Origin of the sequence: Marinobacterium sp. BA1 (assembly GCF_041155135.1) — a bacterium.
Taxonomy (GTDB): domain Bacteria; phylum Pseudomonadota; class Gammaproteobacteria; order Pseudomonadales; family Balneatricaceae; genus Marinobacterium; species Marinobacterium iners.
Genome location: NZ_BAAFHC010000001.1, coordinates 714,423 through 739,546, shown reverse-complemented (window position 1 = coordinate 739,546; position 25,124 = coordinate 714,423). Strand labels below are relative to the sequence as shown.

Annotated in this window: 26 protein-coding genes; 19 read left to right on the top strand and 7 right to left on the bottom strand. The window is 54.9% G+C overall.

Annotation, left to right across the window (positions count from 1 at the left end):
- The first annotated feature begins 30 nt into the window (after nucleotides 1-30).
- Complete coding sequence (locus ACAM29_RS03620) at nucleotides 31-744, top strand: transglutaminase-like cysteine peptidase (protein WP_242529963.1); 714 nt, start codon at nucleotides 31-33, stop codon at nucleotides 742-744.
- Nucleotides 744-2,687 (top strand): EAL domain-containing protein, encoded by a 1,944-nt coding sequence (locus ACAM29_RS03615; protein ID WP_206834407.1) that lies wholly within the window; start codon nucleotides 744-746, stop codon nucleotides 2,685-2,687. Before ACAM29_RS03620 ends, ACAM29_RS03615 begins: the two co-directional genes overlap by 1 nt.
- A gap of 3 nt (nucleotides 2,688-2,690) precedes the next feature.
- Here the strand turns inward: ACAM29_RS03615 and trxC are convergent, their stop codons facing one another.
- The 3 genes from trxC to tusA form a co-directional block, all read right to left on the bottom strand.
- Entirely contained in the window at nucleotides 2,691-3,125 is a 435-nt protein-coding gene (gene trxC, locus ACAM29_RS03610; RefSeq protein ID WP_354406036.1) for a thioredoxin TrxC, read from the bottom strand.
- Nucleotides 3,126-3,190: 65 nt separating this feature from the next.
- The gene (locus ACAM29_RS03605; RefSeq protein WP_091823218.1) at nucleotides 3,191-3,760 is read right to left on the bottom strand and encodes a ProQ/FINO family protein; all 570 of its coding nucleotides are present in this window, start codon (nucleotides 3,758-3,760) and stop codon (nucleotides 3,191-3,193) included.
- Nucleotides 3,761-4,006, bottom strand: a complete 246-nt coding sequence (gene tusA / locus ACAM29_RS03600; protein WP_091823220.1) for a sulfurtransferase TusA — start codon at nucleotides 4,004-4,006, stop codon at nucleotides 3,761-3,763.
- A gap of 134 nt (nucleotides 4,007-4,140) precedes the next feature.
- Here tusA and ACAM29_RS03595 point away from each other — a divergent pair, with 134 nt between their 5' ends.
- On the top strand, nucleotides 4,141-4,422 hold the full coding sequence (locus ACAM29_RS03595) for an antibiotic biosynthesis monooxygenase (protein WP_091823223.1): 282 nt from the start codon (nucleotides 4,141-4,143) through the stop codon (nucleotides 4,420-4,422).
- A 6-nt stretch (nucleotides 4,423-4,428) separates the two neighbouring features.
- Here the strand turns inward: ACAM29_RS03595 and rlmM are convergent, their stop codons facing one another.
- Nucleotides 4,429-5,502 (bottom strand): 23S rRNA (cytidine(2498)-2'-O)-methyltransferase RlmM, encoded by a 1,074-nt coding sequence (gene rlmM, locus ACAM29_RS03590; RefSeq protein ID WP_369623219.1) that lies wholly within the window; start codon nucleotides 5,500-5,502, stop codon nucleotides 4,429-4,431.
- Nucleotides 5,503-5,902: 400 nt separating this feature from the next.
- Between rlmM and ccoN the strand changes: the two genes are divergently transcribed.
- The 14 genes from ccoN to queE all read left to right on the top strand — a co-directional run bounded on the left by ccoN (nucleotide 5,903) and on the right by queE (nucleotide 19,311).
- Nucleotides 5,903-7,333 (top strand): cytochrome-c oxidase, cbb3-type subunit I, encoded by a 1,431-nt coding sequence (gene ccoN, locus ACAM29_RS03585; protein ID WP_091823228.1) that lies wholly within the window; start codon nucleotides 5,903-5,905, stop codon nucleotides 7,331-7,333.
- A gap of 22 nt (nucleotides 7,334-7,355) precedes the next feature.
- Complete coding sequence (ccoO, locus tag ACAM29_RS03580; protein ID WP_354406031.1) at nucleotides 7,356-7,976, top strand: cytochrome-c oxidase, cbb3-type subunit II; 621 nt, start codon at nucleotides 7,356-7,358, stop codon at nucleotides 7,974-7,976.
- Between the two features lie 6 nt (nucleotides 7,977-7,982).
- A complete protein-coding gene (locus ACAM29_RS03575) occupies nucleotides 7,983-8,189 on the top strand; it encodes a cbb3-type cytochrome c oxidase subunit 3 (RefSeq protein ID WP_206834414.1) in 207 nt (68 codons plus the stop codon).
- Nucleotides 8,186-9,082 (top strand): cytochrome-c oxidase, cbb3-type subunit III, encoded by an 897-nt coding sequence (gene ccoP, locus ACAM29_RS03570; protein WP_354406028.1) that lies wholly within the window; start codon nucleotides 8,186-8,188, stop codon nucleotides 9,080-9,082. The genes ACAM29_RS03575 and ccoP overlap by 4 nt, the downstream gene beginning before the upstream one ends.
- 133 nt (nucleotides 9,083-9,215) lie before the next feature.
- Nucleotides 9,216-10,640, top strand: coding sequence for a cytochrome c oxidase accessory protein CcoG (gene ccoG / locus ACAM29_RS03565; RefSeq protein ID WP_369623218.1), 1,425 nt, complete (start codon nucleotides 9,216-9,218; stop codon nucleotides 10,638-10,640).
- Between the two features lie 70 nt (nucleotides 10,641-10,710).
- Complete coding sequence (locus ACAM29_RS03560; RefSeq protein WP_091823241.1) at nucleotides 10,711-11,226, top strand: FixH family protein; 516 nt, start codon at nucleotides 10,711-10,713, stop codon at nucleotides 11,224-11,226.
- Between the two features lie 7 nt (nucleotides 11,227-11,233).
- Nucleotides 11,234-13,696: a heavy metal translocating P-type ATPase gene (locus ACAM29_RS03555; RefSeq protein WP_369623217.1), complete on the top strand. Its 2,463-nt coding sequence runs from the start codon at nucleotides 11,234-11,236 to the stop codon at nucleotides 13,694-13,696.
- Nucleotides 13,696-13,911, top strand: coding sequence for a cbb3-type cytochrome oxidase assembly protein CcoS (gene ccoS, locus ACAM29_RS03550; RefSeq protein ID WP_091823247.1), 216 nt, complete (start codon nucleotides 13,696-13,698; stop codon nucleotides 13,909-13,911). The genes ACAM29_RS03555 and ccoS overlap by 1 nt, the downstream gene beginning before the upstream one ends.
- 2 nt (nucleotides 13,912-13,913) lie before the next feature.
- Nucleotides 13,914-14,582: a sulfite exporter TauE/SafE family protein gene (locus ACAM29_RS03545; RefSeq protein ID WP_091823250.1), complete on the top strand. Its 669-nt coding sequence runs from the start codon at nucleotides 13,914-13,916 to the stop codon at nucleotides 14,580-14,582.
- 69 nt (nucleotides 14,583-14,651) lie between these two features.
- A complete protein-coding gene (gene hemN, locus ACAM29_RS03540) occupies nucleotides 14,652-16,043 on the top strand; it encodes an oxygen-independent coproporphyrinogen III oxidase (RefSeq protein ID WP_369623216.1) in 1,392 nt (463 codons plus the stop codon).
- Nucleotides 16,044-16,148: 105 nt separating this feature from the next.
- Nucleotides 16,149-16,925 (top strand): fumarate/nitrate reduction transcriptional regulator Fnr, encoded by a 777-nt coding sequence (gene fnr / locus ACAM29_RS03535; RefSeq protein WP_091823256.1) that lies wholly within the window; start codon nucleotides 16,149-16,151, stop codon nucleotides 16,923-16,925.
- Nucleotides 16,926-17,155: 230 nt separating this feature from the next.
- Complete coding sequence (locus ACAM29_RS03530) at nucleotides 17,156-17,698, top strand: adenine phosphoribosyltransferase (protein ID WP_369623215.1); 543 nt, start codon at nucleotides 17,156-17,158, stop codon at nucleotides 17,696-17,698.
- A 79-nt stretch (nucleotides 17,699-17,777) separates the two neighbouring features.
- Nucleotides 17,778-18,692, top strand: coding sequence for a recombination-associated protein RdgC (locus ACAM29_RS03525; protein ID WP_369623214.1), 915 nt, complete (start codon nucleotides 17,778-17,780; stop codon nucleotides 18,690-18,692).
- Complete coding sequence (queE, locus tag ACAM29_RS03520; protein ID WP_369623213.1) at nucleotides 18,679-19,311, top strand: 7-carboxy-7-deazaguanine synthase; 633 nt, start codon at nucleotides 18,679-18,681, stop codon at nucleotides 19,309-19,311. Before ACAM29_RS03525 ends, queE begins: the two co-directional genes overlap by 14 nt.
- Here queE and ACAM29_RS03515 read toward each other — a convergent pair whose 3' ends face one another.
- Entirely contained in the window at nucleotides 19,312-20,193 is an 882-nt protein-coding gene (locus ACAM29_RS03515) for a bile acid:sodium symporter family protein (protein ID WP_369623212.1), read from the bottom strand.
- 345 nt (nucleotides 20,194-20,538) lie between these two features.
- Here ACAM29_RS03515 and ACAM29_RS03510 point away from each other — a divergent pair, with 345 nt between their 5' ends.
- Nucleotides 20,539-21,708 (top strand): cation diffusion facilitator family transporter, encoded by a 1,170-nt coding sequence (locus ACAM29_RS03510; RefSeq protein WP_091823270.1) that lies wholly within the window; start codon nucleotides 20,539-20,541, stop codon nucleotides 21,706-21,708.
- An 81-nt stretch (nucleotides 21,709-21,789) separates the two neighbouring features.
- Here the strand turns inward: ACAM29_RS03510 and gor are convergent, their stop codons facing one another.
- A complete protein-coding gene (gor, locus tag ACAM29_RS03505) occupies nucleotides 21,790-23,145 on the bottom strand; it encodes a glutathione-disulfide reductase (protein WP_369623211.1) in 1,356 nt (451 codons plus the stop codon).
- A 177-nt stretch (nucleotides 23,146-23,322) separates the two neighbouring features.
- Between gor and xthA the strand changes: the two genes are divergently transcribed.
- Nucleotides 23,323-24,138, top strand: a complete 816-nt coding sequence (xthA, locus tag ACAM29_RS03500; RefSeq protein ID WP_206834431.1) for an exodeoxyribonuclease III — start codon at nucleotides 23,323-23,325, stop codon at nucleotides 24,136-24,138.
- A 9-nt stretch (nucleotides 24,139-24,147) separates the two neighbouring features.
- Here the strand turns inward: xthA and ACAM29_RS03495 are convergent, their stop codons facing one another.
- Nucleotides 24,148-25,086 (bottom strand): universal stress protein, encoded by a 939-nt coding sequence (locus tag ACAM29_RS03495; RefSeq protein ID WP_369623210.1) that lies wholly within the window; start codon nucleotides 25,084-25,086, stop codon nucleotides 24,148-24,150.
- Nucleotides 25,087-25,124 lie beyond the last annotated feature (38 nt).

Below are 25,124 nucleotides of genomic sequence, written 5' to 3'. Positions count from 1 at the left end.
ACTGATAAGACCATTAATGGGAAGCCCCGTTTGAGCAACATCCTCATGTGCCTGCGCAGACCCGGACGCTGTCTGTATCGGTGCTGCGTTGCAGCCCTGTTCGCCGGTCTCACACTGCTAGCCACTGCCGACCAGCCCCAACTGCTTTCAGATGCCAGCATTGAAGGCTACCGTGAGCTGTATGGAGAACAGGCAGCACGCAGGCTGACGGCCTGGCAAAACCTGATACGCGAAGGCAACCAGTTGAGCGAACCGGAGAAACTGGAACGGGTTAACCGATTTTTCAATCAGGTGCGTTTTTTGGATGATATTGCTCACTGGGGTAAGGAGGACTATTGGGCGACGCCGGTGGAGTTCCTGATCAGCAATGGCGGTGACTGCGAGGATTTTTCAATCGCCAAGTACTACACACTGAGGGTGATGGGTGTCGCTGAAGAGCGTTTGAGCCTGAGCTACGTCAAGGCCCTTGAGCTGAACCAGGCACATATGGTGCTGACCTACTACCCCAGCCCCACCGCCATGCCGCTGGTACTGGACAATCTGATCAACTCGATTCGCCCGGCCAATGAGCGCCCAGACCTGCTGCACGTCTATACTTTTAACGGTGAAAGCCTCTGGCTCAGCAAGAAAGGCCAGCGAGCCGAGCTGGTGGGTACATCCGATCGCCTCAAGCCATGGGTACAACTGCAGTCACGCATGGAAAACAACCGGGTCAACATTCAACAGTCGCAGGAGCGCCAATAATGTCCCTTACCAACCAACTGATCGCTGCCGTATTCACCGTATTGCTGGGGCTGGTTCTGGGCACCGTATACCTCCTTTCGGACAGCTCGCGCGACACACTGGTACGCCAGCTCGAATCGCATGCCGAAGATGGCGCCACTCATCTCGGACTGTACCTCGCACCTTATATGCAGCAATCCGACAGCGCGACCATCGCAACCGCCGTCAATGCCATTTTCGATAGTGGCTTCTACCAGCAGATTGAAGTGACCGGAAAGGATGGCTCGGTTCTGTATAGCAAGAGCTACAATCCGGAAGCCGCAGTCAATGCTCCGGATTGGTTCATCAGCATGATGCGCATCACGCCGCCCGCCATGTCTCGCGCCATCGCCTATCAATGGCAACAGGTCGGTGAGATCCATGTGCGCAGCCGTGCTGGATATGCCTATGAGCGACTGTGGGCCGGGGTGCGCGATACGATGCTACTGTTCAGCGTACTCGCTCTGGTTTCTGCACTGCTCCTGACACTGCTGCTGCGCTTTATCATGCGCCCTCTACACGGGGTGGAGCATCAGGCAATGGCACTTGCCCGGCGCGAATATATCGAACAACCTGACCTTCCACGAACCCGCGAACTGCGACGCGTTGTTATCGCCATGAACCTGATGGTGAAGCAGGTACAACACATGTTCGAGGAACAGAACCGAAATATTGAGGCCCTTCGCAGCACAGCCTACCGTGACAGCCTCACAGGCTTGAATAATCGTCGCGCCCTGCTGGCCCAGATTCAGGAGCATCTGGAATACCGCCAGGACTTTGGCCCCGCATCACTACTGCTGTTCCACCTGAGAGACCTGCAGCAGGTTAACCGTGATCTCGGTGAAGATGCCGCCAACCATCTGATCAAGGCATGTGCCAGCATGATCGAAGACCTTGGACAATCCACGGGACTCAGTATCACCGGTCGACTCGGTGGCGCTGACCTGGTACTACTGGCAAGGCAGCGCAACTTCGATGACTGGCAACGCCGCCTGCAACCCGGCCTGATGCAGATCAACACTCTGTATGAACAGCTCAGCAAGAAGGACGCGACACCCTCGATACTGTGCATTGGCATCGCCTCCGGTCATGACCACTGTTCACCTGAGCAGCTGATGTCACAGGCGCGCCTGGCTGTTAACGAAGCCGAGGCAGGTCATGATGCAGTGGTGCACTATCACGCACGCCAGAGCCAGCATACCTGGTCCGAGCAATGGCAGTCTCACGTGGCCAATGCAATTAACAATGAGCAAATCTTCCTGCAACACCAGATCCTTAAGTCAACCAAGCAGGAAGCGATTCATGCAGAGGTGTTTGCCCGCATTCTGAACCTCGATAATGAACCTTGCAGCGCCGGCGAATTCATCAGCGTAGCGCTGGATCTCGGCCTGATGGAACGAATCGATCGCGCCATCGTCAGACAGGCTCTGAATTACCTGAGCCACAACCCAGGCGCACCCGCACTCAGTCTCAACCTGGCAAACCAGACACTGGAACACCCGCCCTTTGTGCCCTGGTTGCTTGAGCAACTCAGCGCCAGCTCACACCGAGGACGGCTCAACATTGAAATTAACGAGACCGCAATTCTGGCACATCAGGAATCGATTCTATCCCTGCGTCGTTCAGTACAGCAGCTCGGGGTCAGCTTTGGCGTGGACAACTTCGGCACACACCCCAACGGCTTCAGTTACCTCTATGCATTGAGACCCGACTACCTCAAGATTGATGGTTCACTGATTCGACAGCTGGATCACAGCGAGGAGGATCGTTTCTTTGTCAGTAGCCTGATAAGCGTAGCGCACAGTTTGGAAATAAAGGCCTACGCCGAGCATGTAGAGCGCCCAATGCAGCAGCAGTTGCTGGAAGAGATGCAAATCGATGGCACTCAGGGCTATCTGTATGGCGCTCCGACTCCGCTCCCTTGACGGTCAGAGATGCTGGCGTACCCAGCGGACCAGGCTGACCTGGTCCATGGCACCTGCCTGCCGCGCCACCTCCTGTCCGCCCTGCAGTAGCAATAGCGTTGGAATACTGCGGATCTGGTAGCGTGCCGACAGGTTTTGACACTGCTCGGTATTGATCTTGACCAGACGACATGCAGGCTCCAGCTCGGCAGCCGCACGCTCGAATACCGGTGCCATCATCTTGCAGGGACCGCACCATGATGCCCAGAAATCAACCAGAACCGGCAGGTCCGTATTGGCCTGAACACGAGCAAAAGCGGTTTCATCGAGCTCAAGCGGAGTAGCCATGAACAGCGGTTGGTGACAGCGACCACAGGCAGGTTTCTGTGTGAGCCTGGAAGCGGGAATGCGATTTGTTGCCAAACAGGAAGGGCAGGAAATATGAAGAGAGTCAGACATGGATTGGCCTCCAAAATATTAAAATTGTCTAATAATCTGGAGGCGGCACATCGCTATTTCAAGTATTAACGACCCTTGAGGTTAACCAACGCCTCAAGTTTCCGGCTAAGGCGGTCGTCCTTTTGCTGTTTGCGCGCTTCCTGTTCCTTCATCCGCTCCTGTTTCTGCCGCTCCTTGCGCTCAGCCTGAATCTCTTTCAGGCGTGCCGCCGCATGCTCAGCTTCTGCAGCCGTCACGCTGCCTGCCATTTCACCAGCCAGGTCGACACGGTCAACCCCTTCCTTCACGCTGCGCAGGTAATGGATCGAACGCACATAAGTTGCCAGCGCACGCTTGATTCTGTTGCGAGCCAGTTTGTCATCAGCGATCAAGTCCTCCTGAATACCGATCTTGAGCGGTCGGACGTTGTCACGACTGAAAGTCTGCGGGTAGGCTTCGATCAGTTGTTCCAGAGCCGCCTGATTGGCTGCCCTGTTCTTGGAGCGATTCTTGCTGTTGGCCGTCTGATTCACTGTTTCACTCTCTGTTGTCCGGGGTCCCGTCCGACTGCCCTGCTGCTCTGCAGCCGACAGCCTTTGATCACACTCCTGCAGCAGAGACTCTATCTGTTGCTGCAGATGATTCAGTTCTGACACTCAGCCAGCCCCTTTGCGAATTAAATACTCGAAACTATGCATATCCACTACCCGCTGCTTTACGAGCTCATGTCCGAGAAAAGCGCAGAACTTTGGTATGTCGCGCTGGGTAGATGGATCTGTGGCCAACACCCTCAGCAACTCTCCTGCCTGCATCTCCCGCACCTTGTTGTGAAGCATCATTACCGGCTCAGGACACAGCAGGCCGCTGGCATCCAGCAGGTGGTCAGCAACAGGGTCACTCATGGATTACAACTACCTTGAATTACAAAGCGCTATTGTCGCAAATTAAACCCGGGCGCGGAACCGCTCATACAGGCTTGCACACGCCTTGGAAGCGATTATCCTGATATAAACACCATCTCTCAAGGAGTCATGCCATGATTCGTGTTCTGATTGAGCGCCACGTCGCCGATGAACTGGAACTTCATTACGACCGGGTAGCACGTGAAACCCTGCAGAAAGCCATGCACGTCCCCGGCTTCATCTCTGGCGAGGCATTGCATAATGTTGACAGCCCCAACCACCGACTGATTCTGGCCACCTATCGCAGTGAAAACGATTGGCTGCAGTGGTACCACTCGGAAGAGCGCCGCGAAATGATGGAGCAAATCGCCCTCATGCTGGAGGGCGAAGAGAAGATTACGGTATTTGCTCACTGAAGCCTCTCAGGGTTCCAGTGACAGCCAGCAGGTGATCTCTTCTCTATCGTGGTAGAGCTGCCGCGCCTGCAGTCGGAACCCGATACCTGCATTGGCCAGGGAGTCGCGCAGATAGCCAAGGCAGCTTTCAGTTTCAGCAAAACGTTGCTTCATCGGTAGCTTGAGGTTGAAAATTGCATGCCGGCACCAACCGTTTTCGGCCCAGTGCAACACCAACTCGGTCACGCGCGCTGGCTTGTCAACAATGTCGCATACCATCCAGTCAACCGGCTTGGGTGGCACAAAGGTAAATGCATCTTCACGCCGGTGTTCAACCTGCCCACTCTCCATCAAGTCAGGGTTCATTGGGCCATTGTCGACAGCAATGACAAACATGTTCTGCTTCACCAGCTGCCATGTCCACCCTCCGGGGGCCGCGCCTAAATCGACCGCTCTCAACCCTCCACCAAGCAGCTCATCCTGCCACTGTGCCGGTATAAAGTAGCGCCAGGCTTCTTCCAGCTTGAGCGTTGAGCGACTGGGAGCCTGCTGAGGAAACTTCAGCCGGAGAATACCCATAGACCAGGGTGAACTGTTACCTATCGGTGCGGCGCCAAGCCAGAGCGTACGGCCATCAAGCACCAACATATGCAAGCGCCAGTCGGCACGACGCTTGCGTTCAAGCAGAATCGACTCACGTCGCAACGCCTGCGACAGGGCTGAGCCAAATTTGCGCGCAAAGCTCTGCAACTCACGCCCTTCAGTGGTATCCACCACTTCAGCAACCAGCTCACTTGCAACAGGCAGGCTACCGGCACAGGCCAGAATCGGCGTAATGCGATCATCCGCAGGAAGCTGCTCGAACAGTGGTAAAGCCGCAAACCACTGTCGAATGAAAATCAGGTCGCGAAAACGCAGCCGCTGAATCGCATCTGTCGCACCATCGGGTTGCTGACAGTGAAATACCACATAGGCCTGCCCCGTTTCGAAACGTGGATAGCCATAAATACCCATGTCAGAAAGACGAGTGGAAATTTCAGCTGCGCACTCCTTCTCGAATCCGGCACGGCAATACAGTACCAGCGTATTGAATTCACTCATTACTTTCTCCTGACTCGGTGGGCGCACTATAGTAATCCTTTAGTCTGATAACAACAGAAGCCATCGCACAGTGGCATGGAAAATGACCTCAAAAAAAGCGCTTGATCCATATCAAGCAAAAGATCAAATCAACACTCGAGTTCAGCGAAAGACCATTGAAAACCGTGCTTCTGAAGCATAAACCGCTTTACCACGACAGCACACAAAACCAATTACCAAATTAAATTCAAACAGTTACAAAAAACCGTCTTTTTTGATCGGGTATATAATGAAGATAAATGCCCCCTGCGACAATAAACCACAGTTAAAGGTTCCATCGCATTGAAATGGCGTGGGTATTCCCAGATAATTGCGGGTGGAACTCTTCTTACTACTATTAGCTTGTTGATGAGAGCCTGACATGAGCACTGCAACTGAACACCCGACTTACAACTACAAAGTCGTGCGCCAGTTCGCCATCATGACGGTGGTCTGGGGCATCGTCGGTATGGGCGTCGGCGTTTTGATCGCCGCCCAGCTGGTGTGGCCTGCACTGAACTTTGATATTCCCTGGTTGACCTACGGACGTATTCGTCCGTTACACACCAACGCGGTAATCTTCGCGTTTGGTGGCTGTGCACTTTTTGCCACTTCCTACTATGTGGTGCAGCGCACCTGTCAGACCCGTCTTTTTTCGGACGGCCTGGCTGCGTTCACTTTCTGGGGCTGGCAGGTAGTGATTCTGGCAGCTGCTGTTACCCTCCCGCTGGGTCTGACCTCCGCCAAGGAGTATGCAGAACTGGAGTGGCCGATCGACATTTTGATCGCCGTGGTTTGGGTCAGCTATGCCATCGTCTTCCTGGGCACTGTCAAGAACCGCAAGACGTCTCACATTTATGTGGGTAACTGGTTCTACATGGCGTTCATCATCACCGTTGCGGTGCTGCATATCGTCAACAGCATGGCGATGCCGGTATCCCTGACCAAATCATACTCCATGTACCCGGGTACCGTGGATGCGATGGTTCAGTGGTGGTATGGCCACAACGCGGTAGGTTTCTTCCTGACTGCAGGCTTCCTGGGCATGATGTACTACTTCGTACCCAAGCAGGCCGAGCGTCCGATCTACTCTTACCGTCTGTCCATTGTTCACTTCTGGGCGCTGATCGCGACCTACATGTGGGCCGGTGGTCACCACCTGCACTACTCTGCCCTGCCTGACTGGACTCAGTCTGTTGGCATGGTCATGTCACTGATCCTGCTGGCGCCTTCTTGGGGCGGCATGATCAACGGCATGATGACCCTGTCCGGCGCCTGGCACAAACTGCGTACCGACCCGGTACTGCGCTTCCTGGTGGTATCTCTGTCCTTCTATGGTATGTCTACCTTCGAAGGCCCGATGATGTCCATCAAGACCGTCAACGCCCTGTCACACAACACTGACTGGACCGTTGGCCACGTACATGCTGGCGCTCTGGGTTGGGTTGCGATGATTTCCATTGGTGCCGTGTACCACATGATCCCGAAACTGTTCGGTAAGGCTCAGATGTACTCTGTTGGCCTCATCAACACACACTTCTGGCTCGCAACCATCGGTACCGTGCTGTACATCTGCTCCATGTGGGTTAACGGTATCCTGCAGGGTCTGATGTGGCGTGCAGTTAACGAAGACGGCACTCTGACCTACAGCTTCGTCGAAGCGCTTGAAGCCAGCCACCCGGGTTACCTGGTGCGTTGGATCGGTGGCATGTTCTTCCTGACCGGTATGCTGCTGATGGCCTTCAACGTTTGGCAGACCGTTCGCAGCGGCAGCTCCGTCAAGGCAGCTGAACCCTCTGCGCAAGCGGCCTGATTGAGACGAGGAGCAGAAGAAAATGATCAAACACGAAACGATTGAAAAGAACATCGGCCTCATGATCCTGCTGATCATTATCGTGATCAGCGGCGGCGGCCTGGCGGAGATCGTTCCGCTGTTCTTCCAGAGCTCTACCACCAAGCCGATTGATGGTCTGCGTACCTATTCGGCTCTGGAGCTTGAAGGCCGTGACATCTACATCCGTGAAGGCTGTCACGTCTGCCACACTCAGATGATTCGCCCGTTCCGTGCTGAAACCGAGCGTTACGGTCACTACTCCACCGCTGACGAACACGTATGGGAACACCCGTTCCTGTGGGGCTCCAAGCGTACCGGTCCTGATCTGGCCCGCGTAGGTGGACGTTACTCTGATGACTGGCAGCGCGCGCACCTCTACAACCCGCGTGATGTGGTTCCTGAATCAAAAATGCCCTCCTACCCCTGGCTGTTTGAAAACCGTCTGAGTGGCAAGGAAACGGCAGCGAAGATGGAAACTCTGCGCAAGCTGGGGGTACCGTATACAGATGAACAGATCAGCGCTTCCCGTGAAGAAGTAGCAGGTAAACCCGAGATTGACGCTCTGGTCGCCTACCTGCAGTCACTGGGTAAAACACACTCTGTTTACACCAACAAGCGGTAATTTTCAGTGAGTTACGAGGTTTATGGTCCTTACATACCGGTCATAATGCTGATCACCTTCATCGGCCTTTTCATCTGGGTTCTCCTGCCGGGGAACAAGAAAAGGTTCGATGAAGCCTCCCAGCTTCCTTTTGCTGATGAAGAACAGCACAAGAAAAGCGAAGAGGAGCAGGGCCGACCGGAAGAGACCCATAACAGGAGAGACGACAAATGAGTGCTTTCTGGAGCGCGTGGGTAACAGTCATCACCCTGGCCGTTATTTTCGGCTGTACATGGCTGCTGCTGGCTACCCGCAAAAGCGAAAAATTCAAGGAAACGACCGAGAACACCCTGGGTCACGAGTTCGACGGTATCGAAGAATATGACAACCCCCTGCCGCAGTGGTGGTTTTACATGTTCGTCGCAACCGTGATCTTTGGCCTTGGCTACCTTCTGCTTTACCCGGGTCTTGGTAACTTCAAAGGCCTGCTGGGCTGGACTTCCCACGGTCAGTGGGAAGAAGAGATGCAGCATGCCGAAGAGGTATACGCCCCGGTGTTCGCCAAGTATGCTGCTCTTTCCATTGAAGAGTTGCAGAAGCCGGAGAACGAAGGCGGTCTCAAGATGGGACAGCGCATGTTTGCCAACAACTGTTCCGTTTGTCATGGCGCTGCCGGCACCGGTGCGGTTGGCTTCCCGAACCTGACCGACAATGATTGGCTCTGGGGTGGCAACCCTGACCAGATCAAACACACCATCACTCAGGGTCGTAACGGCGGCATGCCTGCATGGGCCGATGTACTGGGTGAAGACGGTGTGCGTGACGTGGCCAGCTATGTCATGACCCTGAGCGGTAAGGAAGCTGTGGCCGGTACTGATGTGACCAACGGACAGAAACAGTTCCAGGCTCTGTGTACTGCTTGCCATGGCGCTGAGGGCAAGGGCATGCACGCTTTGGGTGCTCCCAACCTGACTGATGATACTTGGCTCTACGGTGGCAACTTTACTCAGATTGCTCACACAATCCGTGTGGGTCGATTTGGGGTGATGCCTGCTCAGAAAGATCTTCTGTCTGAAGACAAGATCCACCTGATCACAGCATACGTCTACAGCCTGTCCAATAAATAAGCACTGGACAAGCACCAAAAAAAGGCGACATGATTCAAGTCATGTCGCCTTTTTTATTAGCGGCTTAGTATAATATTCGACGCTCCTAATGGAGCGCATGGACCTGTCGACACAACCAGCAGTAGGTACTGGCATGAATCAGATACCGGTAAAGGACGTAACCCCGAGCAAAAAAGGCAAAAAAGAGGCCGAATCCTATAACCTCTATGCCAAGCGGGAACACATTTACGTCAAGTATTACAAAGGCTTCTTCAAAAACTTCCGTACCATCTCCGGTTTCATCATGCTGGCGATGTTTTACGGCGCCTCTTGGCTTCAATACGATGGCCGACAGGCCATCCTGTTTGATCTGCCCAACCGGCAATTTCATATTTTCGGCATGACTTTTTGGCCCCAGGATTTCATGCTGCTCTCCTGGCTGCTGATTATTCTGGCTTTTACTCTGTTTTTCGTAACAGTCTTTGCAGGGCGCCTCTGGTGCGGTTATGCCTGTCCCCAGTTTGTCTGGACCTGGCTCTTTATCTGGGCCGAGCGTATCACCGAAGGCGACCGCAACAAGCGCATGCGGCTTGATAAACAACCCATGTGCGCTGAAAAGTTCCTGCGTAAGAGCGCCAAGCATGCCATCTGGATTATCATCGCCGTCGCCTCGGCTATAGCATTTGTCGGTTATTTTTCTCCAATCCGTGAGTTGGTACCCGATGTTTTAGCGTGGGATTTGGGGCCATGGGAAACCTGGTGGCTGGCGTTCTTAAGCGTAGCTACCTATGGTAACGCTGGCTGGCTGCGTGAGCAGGTATGTATCTACATGTGCCCCTATGCCCGCTTCCAAAGCGTCATGTTCGACCAGGATACCCTTATTATCTCCTACGATGAGAAGCGTGGAGAACCTCGTGGCAGCCGCAAAAAAGGGGTCGACAAGGAAGCGGCAGGCCTGGGCGACTGTATCGACTGCTATGCCTGCGTTCACGTCTGCCCAGTCGGTATTGATATACGTGACGGTCTGCAGTACGAATGCGTGGCCTGTGGTGCCTGCGTTGATGCCTGCGATGACATGATGGAGCGTGTCGGCTATGAACCCGGGCTTGTACGCTACACCACTGAACACGCCTTGAACGGCAACACAACCAAACTGTTGCGCCCCCGCCTGATCGGTTACTTTGTTGCACTGATGGTGATGTTTGGTGCCTTCATCTGGGCCATCGGAGACCGCGTTCCGCTTGAAGTTGACGTGATCCGTGATCGTGGCCAGCTGTACACCACTACCCCGTCCGGCATGATCGAGAACGTTTTCACACTCAAGATCGCCAACAAGGAGCAGATAGACCACAGCTACCGCATCAAAATTGATGGTCCGGAAGGACTGAACATGATCTCGGCAGATACTGTGACAGTAGAGGCTGGAGAGCTTCTGACATACCCTGTCAGGGTTCAAATAGAGCCAGGTCAGTTGAGTCAGGCCAACACTCCTTTCAGCTTTACTGTCGAAGCCGCTGAAGATCCTTCAATCCATATTGAAACTGAAAGCCGTTTCCTGGGTCCCACTCCACAGCGATAGTGCCTCATTCGGCTTAATTAGGTTAGAATAACGGCCGGTTCATTCCGGCCGTTTCCATTCAAGGAATGTCATGAATACACACGCAACTCCCCCCGCCCCCTGGTACAAGCAGCCCTGGCTCTGGTTTATTTTGGCGCCACTGATTGCGGTGTTCATCTATGCTTCATTTTTCATGTACATTGCAGTAACCACCAGCGACGGCATTGTTAAGGAAGACTATTACAAGGTCGCCCGCGGAATGAATATCGACACGTCCAAATCTGATGCAGCAAGCAGACTGGGACTTGAAGGCACCCTCAACTTTGATACCGTAACCGGTGATATCAACCTGCGCCTGAGTGGTATGCTGACAAGCTTCCCGCAGACTCTCAGTCTGAATATCATTCATCCAACCCATCAGAAATTTGACCAAATCCTGATTCTGAAAAGCGTTGATGGCAAAGGCATCTATTCCGGCAGCCTCACTGCAGGTCTGATCGGAAAACGCTACCTTTCCCTGTCTCCTGCCGACGAAAGTTGGCAGCTGCGCCAGGAAATGGTACCGCCTTATTCTGAACTGATTAGCCTTACGCTCACTGCGCAATGAGCCAGCCATGACCGCACAACAGCCCCCGGCGCGCACGCCCTGTTATCACTGTGGCCTGCCTGTTCCTCGCGGCAGCCAGTACACTGTCAGCATTGAGGGCAAACAACGCTCCATGTGCTGCCCTGGCTGCCAGGCGGTTGCACAGACCATCGTAGATGGGGGGCTGGACAACTTCTATCGCCATCGCGACAGTCAGAGTGCCGACAGTGAGCTGATCCGCACCAACAGCGGCAGCCGGCGCAAGCAAGAGTTGGAGCTGTATGACAACCCCGAAGTGCAAAGCAGCTTTGTACATAACGCCGGGGCCGATCAGCGTGAAGCTGTGTTGGTTATTGAGGGCATCACCTGTGCCGCCTGTGTCTGGCTGCTGGAAAAACACCTGACAAGCCAACCCGGTGTTACCGCTGCCAGTGTCAATATGACCACCCACCGTGCCCGTATCCGCTGGCACAGTGGAACCACACGTCTGAGCCACCTGCTGGCAGAAATTGATCGCCTGGGCTACCAGGGCCACCCCTATCAGCCCAACCGCGAAGAGCAGTTGCTTGAGCAAGAGCGTAAACGCGCCGTGCGCCGCCTTGGGGTGGCGGGTGTATGCATGGCTCAGACCATGATGCTCGCCGCAGCACTCTATGCCGGCGAACTCAGCCATTCCATGGACGCCCATATCATCACCCTGATGAACTGGGCATCCATGGTTCTGGCAACCCCCGTAGCGCTTTACTCTTCCGTGCCCTTCTATAAAGCCGCCTGGCGCGACTTGCAAACACGCAGCCTGAGCATGGACGTGCCAGTCGCATTGGCAATTTTGCTGGCCTATTTTGCCAGTGTCTGGTCAACGGTTTCTGGCAGCGGCGATGTCTACTTCGAGTCAGTCACCATGTTCGCCTTTTTCCTGCTGGTCGGGCGTTTCATGGAAATGGCCGCTCGTCATCGAACCGGCAGGGCCGGCAACGCACTGCTTGATCTGCTGCCAACCAGTGCCATTCGCCTTGACGGCGATACCGAAACGCTTGTGCCCGCCACTCAACTGCGAACTGGAGACAGGGTCTTGGTCAAGTCGGGGCATACCATTCCGGCTGATGGCCGTGTTATCGAGGGGCGCAGTTCAGTGGACGAGTCGGCTCTGACCGGTGAGTACCTGCCCCAGTCACGAAGCACTGGCGAACTGGTCATCGGCGGCACTCTCAATATCGAGCACCCGCTTCAGATCGAAGTAACCGAGACGGGCAGTGAAAGCCGCCTGTCCGCCATTGTCCGCATGCTGGACCGGGCCCAGGCAGAGAAGCCGAGCGTTGCTCGCATAGCCGACCGTGTTGCCAGCCAGTTTGTGGCAGCCACGCTTTTGACGGCAGCAGCCGTGGCGGTATTCTGGTACTTTTATGACCCTGCACGCGCATTCTGGGTCACGCTGTCCGTGCTGGTCGTCACGTGCCCCTGCGCCCTTTCACTGGCAACGCCTACCGCCTTGACTGCTGCCACAGGCACTCTACGCCAGCGTGGCATGTTGATCAGTCGCGGGCACGTGCTGGAAAGCTTTGCCACGGCAACCCACATTATCTTCGACAAGACCGGTACATTGACCGAGGGCAACCTTAACATTGAGGAGATATGTCCTGTCAGCACACTCGACAGCCAAACACTGTTGAGTATTGCCGCCGCACTCGAAAGCCGTTCCGAACATCCTATTGCCCGTGCCTTTCGTGCCCACGCTGTTCAGGCCGCCACAGATGTACAGGTGCATGTTGGCCAAGGCCTTAGCGGTATGGTTGAGGGCAAGCGCTATCGAATTGGCAAACCCGGTTTTGCCTGCCCTGACGATACGCCTCAACAACCCAAAAGCAGCGGGTTGTGGTTATTACTTGCAGATGCTGAACAACCACTGGGTTGGTTCCGGCTCGATGATCAGATTCGCCCCGAAGCCGCACAAACACTCACTGAACTGCGCGCACTTGGCCTGACGCCACTAATGCTCACCGGTGATGCCTCCGATGCTGCACAAAAGGTCGCCTCTCATCTTGGAATTGATCAAGTATTCAGCGGTATGAGCCCTGAACAGAAACTGGCACACTTGAACCAACTGAGCCAGCAGGGAGCTGAGATCATTATGGTGGGCGATGGTATCAATGATATCCCCGCACTGGCCGGTGCCCGCACTTCGGTTGCGATGGCCAGTGCAACCGATCTGGCCAAGACCAACGCTGATGCAGTCCTGATTGCCAACGACCTGATGCGATTGGCCGATTGTGTGCGCATGGCACGCAAGACACGCACCATTATCCGTGAGAACCTGAGCTGGGCGCTGCTTTACAACCTTCTTGCCCTGCCCGCTGCAGCCGCCGGTCTGGTGCCACCCTACTGGGCCGCGATCGGCATGTCCGCCAGCTCGCTGGTAGTGGTCGGCAATGCGATGCGACTGAGTCGCCGCCACGTCGCGGCTCAGCCAACCAATGAGGGAGCGGAACGTTAATGGATATTGTTATCCTGTTAATACCCATCGCGATCATTCTGGCAGGTTTTGCGATCTGGGCATTCTTTTGGAGTGTGAACAGTGGTCAATTTGATGACCTTGAGTCACCGGCTCATCGTATCCTCTATGATGATGATGAAGACCTTATTCCCGAGGATGCACGACAGAAAAAGGATAATCCCGAGCCGGAAAGCCAGGATCAGGATACCCGTTGAGCATGCCTGAACCCGCCCTTCTTGCTTCCGCCCTGTTGTTCGGCCTCGCCGGCAGCACTCACTGTATCGGAATGTGCGGCGGAATCGCCGGCAGTCTGGCCATGAGTGGCGGTGAGCGAGTCCTTCGCTTTCAACTGGCCTACAATCTTGGTCGCCTGTTCAGTTATGCCCTTGCGGGTGCCCTGATCGGTCAGCTGGGCCAGCTGTTTACTCAAACGGCTGAGCTTACATTGATTCTGCGTAGCGTTGCTGCGCTCATCATGGTTGTGATGGGTTTATACATTGCCGGCTGGTGGCAAGGCGCGGCCTATCTGGAACGAGCCGGAGGTGTTGTTTGGCGCCGGTTACAGCCTTTCACCCACACCCTGCTGCCCGCCGACACCCTGCCCAAGGCGCTGCTCCTGGGCGCGCTCTGGGGTTGGTTGCCGTGCGGTCTGGTCTATACGACTCTGCTCTGGGCCGGTACGGTGAGCAACAACAGCCTCACCAGTGCGAGTCTGATGCTGGTATTCGGTGCCGGTACTCTACCTGCTCTGCTCACATCGGCGCTCCTGGCACGCCAATTGAAACAGTTATTACAACGCAGTGGTGTAAGACAGGGGGCGGGGCTTTTGGTAATTCTGTTTGGTCTGGCAACCCTGCCATGGACCGGCCTGTTGCACCCGCATTGATATCCATCAACAACCGCCCGGTCACTCTTCCCTATAATGCCCGGCCGGCCAACAAATAGAGGTACTGAGGTGAACAACCAGACAACCATCAGTTGGGATATGGACCTGATCAAGCGTTATGACCTGTCCGGCCCCCGCTATACCTCGTACCCGACTGCGATCCAGTTCGATTCCGGCCTGAGCCCCGAGAAGTTGATCGAAACCGGGCGCTCCACAAGTGACCCTCATGCACCCTTGTCGCTGTATGTGCATATCCCTTTTTGTGCTCACGTTTGCTACTACTGCGCCTGTAACAAGGTGATCACCCGCAACCGCAAGAAAGCTCAGCCCTATCTTGATACTGTTTATCGTGAAATGGCAAAGCTGTCACAGTGGTACCGTGGAGACCGGCAGGTAAATCAGCTGCATTGGGGTGGTGGTACCCCGACGTTTATCAGCGATGATCAAATGCGTGAGCTGATGCAGGCACTGCGCAGTAATTTCAATTTGCGTGATGACGACAAGGGCGACTATTCAATTGAGATTGATCCGCGTGAAGCCAGTGACCAGACTCTGGAGGTTTTGCGCGAGATCGGCTTCAACCGTATCAGTCTTGGTGTACAGGATGTGGATGCACGGGTACAGGAGGCGGTCAATCGCGTCCAGCCCACCGAGATGACCGCGCGCGTACTGCAATGCTCGCATGAACTGGGATTCAAATCGATCAACATGGACCTGATCTACGGCCTGCCGCATCAAAGCGAAGAAAGCTTTGCCGATACCCTCGACACCGTCATTGCCATGAGCCCTGACCGCCTGTCAGTGTTCAACTATGCGCACCTGCCAGATCGATTCCGCTCACAGAAACACATTCGTGCTGAAGACTTGCCCAGCCCCGAAACCAAGCTCAACATACTGCAAAACAGTATCAATCGCCTGCTTGAGGCCGGTTACGTTTATATAGGCATGGACCATTTCGCCAAGCCCGATGATGAACTGGCCCTCGCCCAGGCGGAAGGCAAGCTTCATCGCAACTTTCAAGGTTACACCACCCATTCCGATTGTGACCTGGTTGCCATGGGCGTATCAGCCATCAGTCAGATTGGCGATGTCTATTATCAGAACGAGCATGATATTGCCGCCTACAGTCAGGCCGTTGCTCAGCAGCAACATGCCGTCAAGCGCGGTGTAACACTGAGCCGTGATGATCATATTCGCCGCGCGGTCATTACTGAGTTGATCTGTCAATTTGAACTAGATGTTGCGGCCGTCGAGCAGCGCTTTGATATTCAGTTTGGCGATTATTTCAATGCCGAGCAGGCTGAACTGCAGCAGTTCAGTACTGATGGCTTGATCGAGTTGTCATCCAGTCGCATTCGCGTGACTGCAGCAGGCCGCCTGCTGATAAGACGCATCTGTATGGCGTTCGATGCCTATATACCGAAACATGAAGCCACACGGAGTTTCTCGCGTATCATCTAAAGTCGAGGCCCGTTAACCGGGCCCGGCGCTTCACCCTCTGGGGTAAATGTTACATAATGCGGGAAAGCACTCGCAGCGTGACGAACCCAAAATAAGGATGACCCCATGGCCGACTGGAAATCTCAAGGAAAGCTTCACAGCCTGCAACAGGTCCATTGCAAGACCTGCAGCCTGAGCTCACTCTGTCTTCCGGTATCGCTTGACCTGACCGAGATCGACCGGCTCGATGATATTATCGAGAAAAGCCGCCCGCTCAAGAAAGGTGAACACCTGTTCCATCAGGGTGAACCCTTCAGCTCCGTGTATGCCCTTCGGGCCGGCACAATCAAGAGCTACACGCTCACCAATGAGGGTGAAGAGCAGATCACTGGCTTTTATTTCCCGGGCGAACTGGTCGGCCTGAGTGGATTTGATGCCGAAACCTATCCCATGTCAGCCAAGGTACTGGAAACCACGACCGTCTGTGAGATCCCCTTTGAACGTCTGGATGAACTTTCAGGTCAACTGCCCGAACTGCGCCGTCAGATGCTGCGCAGCATGAGCAAGGAACTGCGAGATGATCAGCAAATGATGCTGTTGCTGTCGAAGAAAAATGCAGAACAACGCGTGGCAACCTTTCTGCTCAAATTGTCTCAGCGCTTCAAGGCACGCGGGTACTCTGCATCCAACTTCCGTCTGTCGATGTCACGTAACGAGATCGGCAACTATCTGGGCCTGGCCGTGGAAACCGTCAGCCGCATCTTTACGCGCTTTCAAAAGATGGACCTGATGCAAGTGGACGGCAAGGAAGTGGAGCTGACCAACCTGGACGAAATGTATCGTTTGTCTGGCGAGGCACGCCAAGGTGAATGCTCCCAGCATCAGGAAAACCAGACCAGCTGACACCATGACGGGGAAGCTGCCAACATTATCAAGCCCATCCATACGGTTGGCGGTTTATAACCGGGGCCAGTATCACGCCAATAAAAAAGGCATGGCCTCTTTCGAAGCCATGCCTCAAGTTGCACAATGAAGTAGCCATCTCAATGTGTAACCCAACGAAGCCATTACACCCTTAATCCGCCCTCGCAGCATTGAGTTATGTCAATTGAGCGCCTAACCGGGAGATATTTATGTCCTACGATGAGTTTTATGTGAAGTCTGTCATCCGTTCACTGCAGGACTGGCCCGAACCCGGTGTAACCTTTCGCGATGTAACTCCCATTTTCAAAGACCCCAAAGCGATGCGTATGGTGTCGGATGCATTCATCCAGCGTTATATCGACAGCGACATTACGCATATTGCCTGTATTGACGCCCGTGGCTTCCTGTTTGGCGCGATCCTGGCGCACCAGCTTAACCTGCCGCTGGTGCTGGAGCGCAAAAAAGGCAAGCTGCCGGGCGAAACCATTCATCAGGAATATACGCTGGAGTACGGTACCGCCGCAGTTGAAATGCAGATTGACTCGGTTGAGTCCGGTGATCGCGTACTTCTGTTCGATGACCTGATTGCTACCGGCGGCACCATTTTGGCCGCCTGCACCCTGATCAAGAAACTTGGCGCGGAGGTTATCGAGGCCGCCGCCCTGATCGATCTGCCGGATCTGCAGGGTTCCACCCGCATTCAGGAACTGGGCATCCCCGTCTACTCCCTGCTCGCCTACGAAGGCTGCTGAACTTCCCATCTGATGCACCGGGTACGCCTTCCCGGTGCACACTGTTATAATTCACCCCTTTTGCACCTCTGGAGAGTCCATGCTCTGGTTCCGTAATGCCATTGTCTATCGCTTTGAACCCACCCCGGGGTTTACCCCTGAACACCTGAGCGAAGCCCTGTCAGAACATCCATTCACCCCCTGTGGCAGTCAGGAACTGAGTCGCAGCGGCTGGAGGGCACCAGTGAGCGAAGCTGACGAGATGCTGGTATTCAGCAGCAACGGCTTCATGCTGATCAACCTGCTGCAGGAAGAGCGCATTCTGCCCGGCAGCGTTGTACGCGAGGCATTGGATGAGCGTGTTGCCCTGATTGAAGCCGAGCAAAGTCGTAAGGTCTACCGCAAAGAGAAGCTGCAACTCAAGGATGAAGTCATTCTGGACCTGCTACCACGCAGCTTTACCCGTCGTCGCCGTACATACGCCCTGCTGATGCCACAGCAGGGCTGGCTGCTGGTGGATGCCTCCTCGCACAAGCGTGCAGAAGATCTGCTGAATCAGCTGCGCCAGGCGCTGGGATCACTCAAGGTACAGCTGGTGCAAACTCAAGTGCAGGCCGATAAGGTCATGACAGCCTGGGTACAGGGTGAAACCATGCCACAGGGCTGGGCACTGGAAGATGAGTGTGAGTTGCGTGACCCGATGACCGAGGGCAGCAAAATCAGCGTCAAGGGCCAGGAACTGCTGTGTGACGAGATTGCAGCACATATCAGTACCGGCATGCTGGTCAAGCGGTTGGCGCTGGAATGGCAGCAGCAGATCCGGCTGGTCCTGCATGAAGACCTGAGCCTGCACCGCCTGCGCCTGTGCGATGAGTACCGTGATCAGCTCGAAGCCGACACGCCTGAAGAGGCACTCGCGGCCCGTGATACCGAACTGGCTCGCATGGGGCTCGAGTATGCCCGCCTGCTGCCTGAGCTGATCGCGGCGCTTGGAGGCGAGCATGTACAGCGTTAAGGAGATCTTCTATACGCTGCAGGGAGAAGGTGCTCAAGCAGGACGGGCAGCGGTATTCTGCCGTTTTGCCGGCTGCAACCTTTGGTCCGGCCGGGAGCAGGATCGATCTAAAGCAATCTGTGACTTCTGCGACACGGACTTTGTCGGCGTCGATGGACAAAATGGTGGTAAGTTTGCCAGCGCGGCCAAGCTTGCACAGCGGGTTCGCTCGTTCTGGCCGGACTCCCCAGACGGCAAGCCCTACGTTGTCTGCACTGGTGGAGAGCCCGCCCTGCAGCTTGATTCAGATCTGATTGACGCTCTGCACGGCGAGGGTTTTGAGATTGCCATCGAAACCAACGGTACTTGCCCTCTGCCCGAAGGTATCGACTGGATCTGCGTCAGCCCCAAGGCCGGCAGCGAACTGGTTGTACATAGCGGTAACGAGCTGAAGCTGGTCTACCCACAGCCACTGGCTCAACCCGAACGGTTCACTGAAATGCACTTTGACCATTTTTATCTGCAGCCAATGGATGGCCCTCTGCAAACTACCAATATCCGCCGCTGCATCGACTACTGCATGGCGCATCCACAGTGGAAACTGGGTCTGCAGACGCACAAGATCACCGGTATCGACTAATCATTGAATGCGCTGGCGCACCAGCACCAGATCACGGTTGCGCCAACCCACCAGCAGCAAGGCCGGCAATTGCATCAACACCCCGTAGATCAGCGCACTGGCAGACATTTCAGCACTCTGCAGCAAACCGCCCGTCACAAGCAAAGCCGTCCCCGCATTTTGAATTCCCACTTCAATACTCAGGGTCACCTGCTGCGATGCCTGTAGCCGCATCAGGCGAGCCAGCAAGTAGCCACTGCCCATTGCCAAAAGTGCCAGCAGCAACGCTGCAGGCCCTACAATGGCAACCAGAGCCGGCAAGCGTCCCCAGTTGGCCGCCACAATTCCGGTAACAACCACAACCATAAACACCAGCGACAGTATCTTTACAGGCCTTTTAACCCGTTGGCTGAAGCCAGGGCTGCGGCCACTGACAAGCATGCCCAGTAACACCGGCAACAATGTCACCAGTACCAACTTCATCACCGACTCCAACACAGGAAAATCGGGCAGTACAGCGTCTCCCTGCCAATGACTCAGGGCCATCAACGTCAACAACGGCAGCGAAAAAGGCGTAATCAGGCTTGAAATAGCGGTTAGCGACACCGACAAAGCCGTGTCGCCCCGCGATAACAAGGTTAGCATGTTGGAGGTAGCGCCACCCGGTGCAAAGGTCAGTACCATCAAGCCAACGGCCAACAATGGCGGCAACTCTAGCGCCGTTACCAACATCAGCCCCAGGCAAGGCAGTAACAGCAGCTGTCCCAGCAACCCCACCAGCACAGCGCGGGGTGCCTTGAGCACACGCCGGAAGTCATCAACCCTGAGCGTCATACCAACCCCCAGCATGATGACAAACAGCGCCAGCGGCAAAAACCATTGGGTCATGACTGAGGTTTGCATTTTCGCTCCCGTGAAGGTCAAAATTCAAAGCAACATCTTAGGTTACTCTCGCCTAGAGGGACAATCGCTCACACAGACTTTACCGCCATCCCCCATTACCTCTGGGCTGGCCGGGTATACCCACATCTGCTGTGGATAACACTGTGAAAATTTGATTACCAAACGGCTTCAGCAGGCATGTTCTCTTGCTCTTCTACAGATTGATTATTTTTTGATCAGCTGTATTTATTCATTTATTATCAATATGTTACATAACGCAAGTGTTAATTTTAAGGCCTTTGCGCTGGTTCTGGCCGAGTGTTGCAGGTATCATCCCCCGCTGTCGGATGAGAGAGCTTCGGATTGATGCAAGAGCAACTGGACATACGCCGCAAGGCAGCCGAAAAAGTCACCATCATTGGTGCTGTTCTGGACACCGTACTCGGCATCCTTAAAATCCTGATTGGGGTCATCGCCAACTCCACTGCGCTGGTTGCGGACGGTATCCACTCATTGTCGGACCTGGTCACCGACTTCATGGTGGTCATCGTGTTGCGTCTGTCTCACCAGGCACCTGACGAAAACCACCCCTGGGGCCATGCGCGTTTTGAAACCGTCGGCACGGTTGCGCTCGGCGTGATTCTGGTAGGTGTCGGTGGCGTGATGGCCTATGACAGTCTGCAGCTTCTGTTCAGCGAGCAACCAACAATTCTGCCCAGCTGGCCGGCACTGATCGTTGCAGCACTTTCCATTGTCAGCAAGGAATGGATCTTCCAGTACACGTTCAAGGTAGGCAAGAAGCTGGACTCTGACCTGATCATCGCCAATGCCTGGCACAGTCGTACTGATGCCTTCTCATCCATCGTCGTACTGCTGGCTGTTGCAGGCGCCATGGCCGGCATCTGGTGGCTGGACGCCCTTGCAGCAGTACTGGTTGCGCTAATGGTCGGCAAGATAGGCTGGGACCTGGTCGCCAAAAGCATTACCGAACTGGTCGACACGGCTCTGCCGGAAGAAAAGGTCACCAAACTGCGCGAGCAGGTGCTGAGTGTTGACGGCGTAATCAATGTGCATAGCTTCAAAAGTCGTCGCATGGGTAGCCAAAGCCTGTTGGAAATGCACCTTCAGGTTGCTCCTCACCTCAGTGCGGCGGAAGGGCACTTCATCGGCGACAACGTGGTGTGTCAGCTGCAGAGCCGCTTCGATGATATCAGCCATATCATTTTCCATATCGATACCTACGATGATGAAGAATTCCATGACGAGGTATTTTGCCCTGTCATGCCAACACGGCCTGAAGTCAGCCAACATCTGGACGCTATCATCAGCCGTATTCTGGGTGACAATCCCGACTACGAGCTGATCCTGTACTACCACCCTGAGTATATCGACCTGGACATCAAGGCTTCTGAGCAGTTTCACCAGCTTATGCTGCACACAGGCCTAACGGCGCGAGAGTTGCAGGAGCGTCTGCGTGAGCAACTGACCGGGTTGAACTGGTTTCGTACACTGCATCTTTGGCTGCCGCCACGATAGACAGCAGCGACTCCTCTCTGGCTGAGCTGAACGAAAAAGGCCGGGACTGATGCCCGGCCTTTTTTGCTGCTTAAGCCTGGATCACCTGACCGGCTCACGCATGGTGACAAACTCTTCCGCTGCCGTCGGGTGGATGCCAATGGTGCTGTCAAATACCGCCTTGGTTGCGCCTGCCTTGAGTGCCACACCGATACCCTGAATGATCTCACCGGCTTCTGCGCCCACCATGTGTACGCCAAGCACGCGATCGGTGTCAGCATCCACTATCATTTTCATCAAGGTGCGCTCGTCACTGCCGCTTAACGTGTGCTTGAGCGCACGAAACTCGGAGCGGAACACCTGAATATTGCTGTACCGCTCACGCGCCTGCTCTTCACTCAGACCAACCGTTCCGATATTGGGCTGACAGAATACGGCCGTGGGGATCAGGTCGTAATCCACCTTGGGTGAACCCTTGGCATAGAGGCTTCGCACCAGCGCCATGCCTTCGGCCAACGCCACAGGGGTCAGCTGCACCCGGTCAATCACATCACCGATGGCATAGATCGACGGCACCGAGGTCTGAAACTGATCGTTGACGATTACGGCTCCGTTTTTTGCCTGTGCAACGCCCAGTGCTTCAAGCCCAAGCCCATCGGTATTGGGTACACGACCGGTGGCATACAGTATCTGATCGGCTTCCAGGATACGCCCATCCGTCAGGCGGGCACTCAAGCGGCCGCTGGCTAACCGCTCAATCGACTCGATATTGGTATCGAAGCTGAGGTTTACACCCTTCTTCGCCACTTCCTGGGCCGTGAATTCTCGCACTTCCTGATCAAACCCGCGCAGAAACAGCTCACCGCGATAGATCAGCTCAGTGCGCGCACCCAGGCCTGCAAATATGCCGGCAAACTCAACCGCAATGTAGCCTCCGCCAACGACGATCACATCCTCGGGGAACTGTTCCAGATCAAACACTTCGTTGGAGCTGATGACATGTTCCTTGCCTGGCAGGTCCGGCACAAAGGGCCAGCCTCCGGTAGCCACCAGAATCCGCTCTGCAGTATAAGTCTTGCCGTTGACACTGACCTCATTAGCCCCTGTGATGCTGGCGCGGCCATCCATCAACTCACAGCCGGCATTTTTGAGCAGGTTGGTGTAGATCCCGTTAAGACGGGCAATCTCCTGCTTTTTGTTGTCTCGCAAAGTCGCCCAGTCAAATTGGACAGACTCCGCCTTCAAGCCGTAGCCCTCGGCTTCATGCAAGGACTCAGCATAATGTGACGCATAGACATAGAGTTTTTTCGGCACGCAGCCCACGTTAACGCAGGTACCACCAAGATAGCGATCTTCGGCTACAGCTACCCGAACTCCCATGCCGGCAGCCATCCGGCCAGCACGTACACCGCCCGACCCGGCGCCAATCACAAACAGGTCATAATCGAATTCTGCCACTGTGCTCTCCTTAACAATCCATTCGTTCATTAGAGACATTGTATCGGGCTGTAACACGATAGCCCAATAGAACTGCCGCCCCGCAGTAATAGCCAAAAACTATTGCATCGCACCCACCTGGCTGGCCGTTTCTGATAATATGATTCACCTGACCCGCAGCTTCCTTCAGGACAGAGCATGAAACTGATCTCTTTCAATACCAACGGTATTCGCGCACGCATGCACCAGCTTGAGCGATTGATCGAAAAGCATCAGCCGGATGTGATCGGCATTCAGGAAACCAAGGTAGCCGATGACCAGTTCCCGCGAGAGCAGATCGAGGCGATGGGATATCACGTTGTCTATCACGGTCAAAAGGGACATTACGGCGTGTGCCTGATTTCTCGTGAGCCTGCGATTAATGTTGAATACGGTTTTCCGGGGGATGAGCCTGATGCCCAGCGCCGCATGATCATGGCCGAGTTCAACTCGGCCAGCGGCAAGCCCATCAAGGTTCTTAACGGCTACTTCCCCCAGGGCGAGAACATTGCCCACGAGACAAAATTCCCGGCCAAGCGTCGTTTCTATGCTGATCTGCTGGCTTATCTGCAGTCCAGCTGCAACCCCGAGCAGCCGCTGGTGGTGATGGGTGATCTTAATATTTCGGCTGAAGACAAGGATATCGGTATCGGTGAAGTCAACCGCAAACGCTGGCTGAAAACCGGCAAAACCAGCTTCCAGCCGGTTGAGCGCGAGTGGCTTGACCAGCTTAAGCAGTGGGGCCTGGGTGACAGCTTCCGCATACTGCACCCGGAGGAGGACAACCTGTTCAGCTGGTTCGATTACCGCAGCCGTGGTTTTGACGACGATCCTCGTCGCGGCCTGCGCATTGACGCGATTATGGCCACGCCCGTATTGCTGGAGCGCTGTCGAGATGCCGGTATCGATTACGAGATACGAGGCATGGAAAAACCGTCCGACCATGCCCCTGTATGGGCCAGCTTCGAGATTTAGCCCTGCTGTCTAGAACTCTGTCACCGGGCAGTGAAAGCTGTCCGGTTTGACGATCATCAGGTCACAGCGGACCTGATCCAACAGACGCTCAGCAGAACTTCCCAGCAGCAGTCGATCGATAAAACCGCGCGCCAAAGACCCCATCACCAGCACATCGATTGACTGTTCATCGATCAGCTTCGGCAATACCTGATGAAACTCACCTTCCCTAAGGTGAACGCAGGGGTCTCCGACCTCCAGTTGCAGTGGCGCAATCATTTCACCAATCCGCTGCCGGTGCTCTATTGCCACTTTTTTCTGCAGCTGCTCGTAATCCACAACCAGGTGCTCATCGAAAATGGCCGAGTGTGGCAGCGTATTGAATACGTGAATCACATGCAGTTCTCCCCCCAGCTGTGCCGCCAACCGTGTTGCATGGCTCAACAGCTTCTGATCCAGCTCAGCAGCGGCATCATCAAGATGAAAAGGGTCGATGGCGGCTGCAATGCGAGGACGCTCAGACCATTGACGTGTCTTGCTTAGCAGCAGTGGTGCCGGGCACTGGCGCAGCAAACGCCAGTCAGACGCCGCCAGCAGCTGGCTCAGCACCCTGGGATGAGGCTCCAACGCATGCAGCACCAGCTCGGGCTGATAGCGCAGCGCCTTGCGTACCACGCCTTCAGCTCGATCCCGATCCCAGTAGACATCCGCCCCGGCCTCAATCTCCTGCTGTACCAGCTTGTCCATATGGGACTGCAGACCTTTTTCCACCTTTCTCAAGACGGACTGAATCGCATGCTGGCGCCCATCAGCGTCGAACAGATGACTGCTGTCCAATCCCGCCGAATAGACACAGGAAAACAGTTCAACCTGACTGTCGGGCGTCAGCAGACGCCGCATCTTCTGCAGCAGCTCGCCCCGGTGCTCATCCTCAGCAAGATTCACCAATAAACGCCTGAACTCACTCATGCCGGTCTCCTGTCAGAATTTTTTCCAGCATAGCCCGA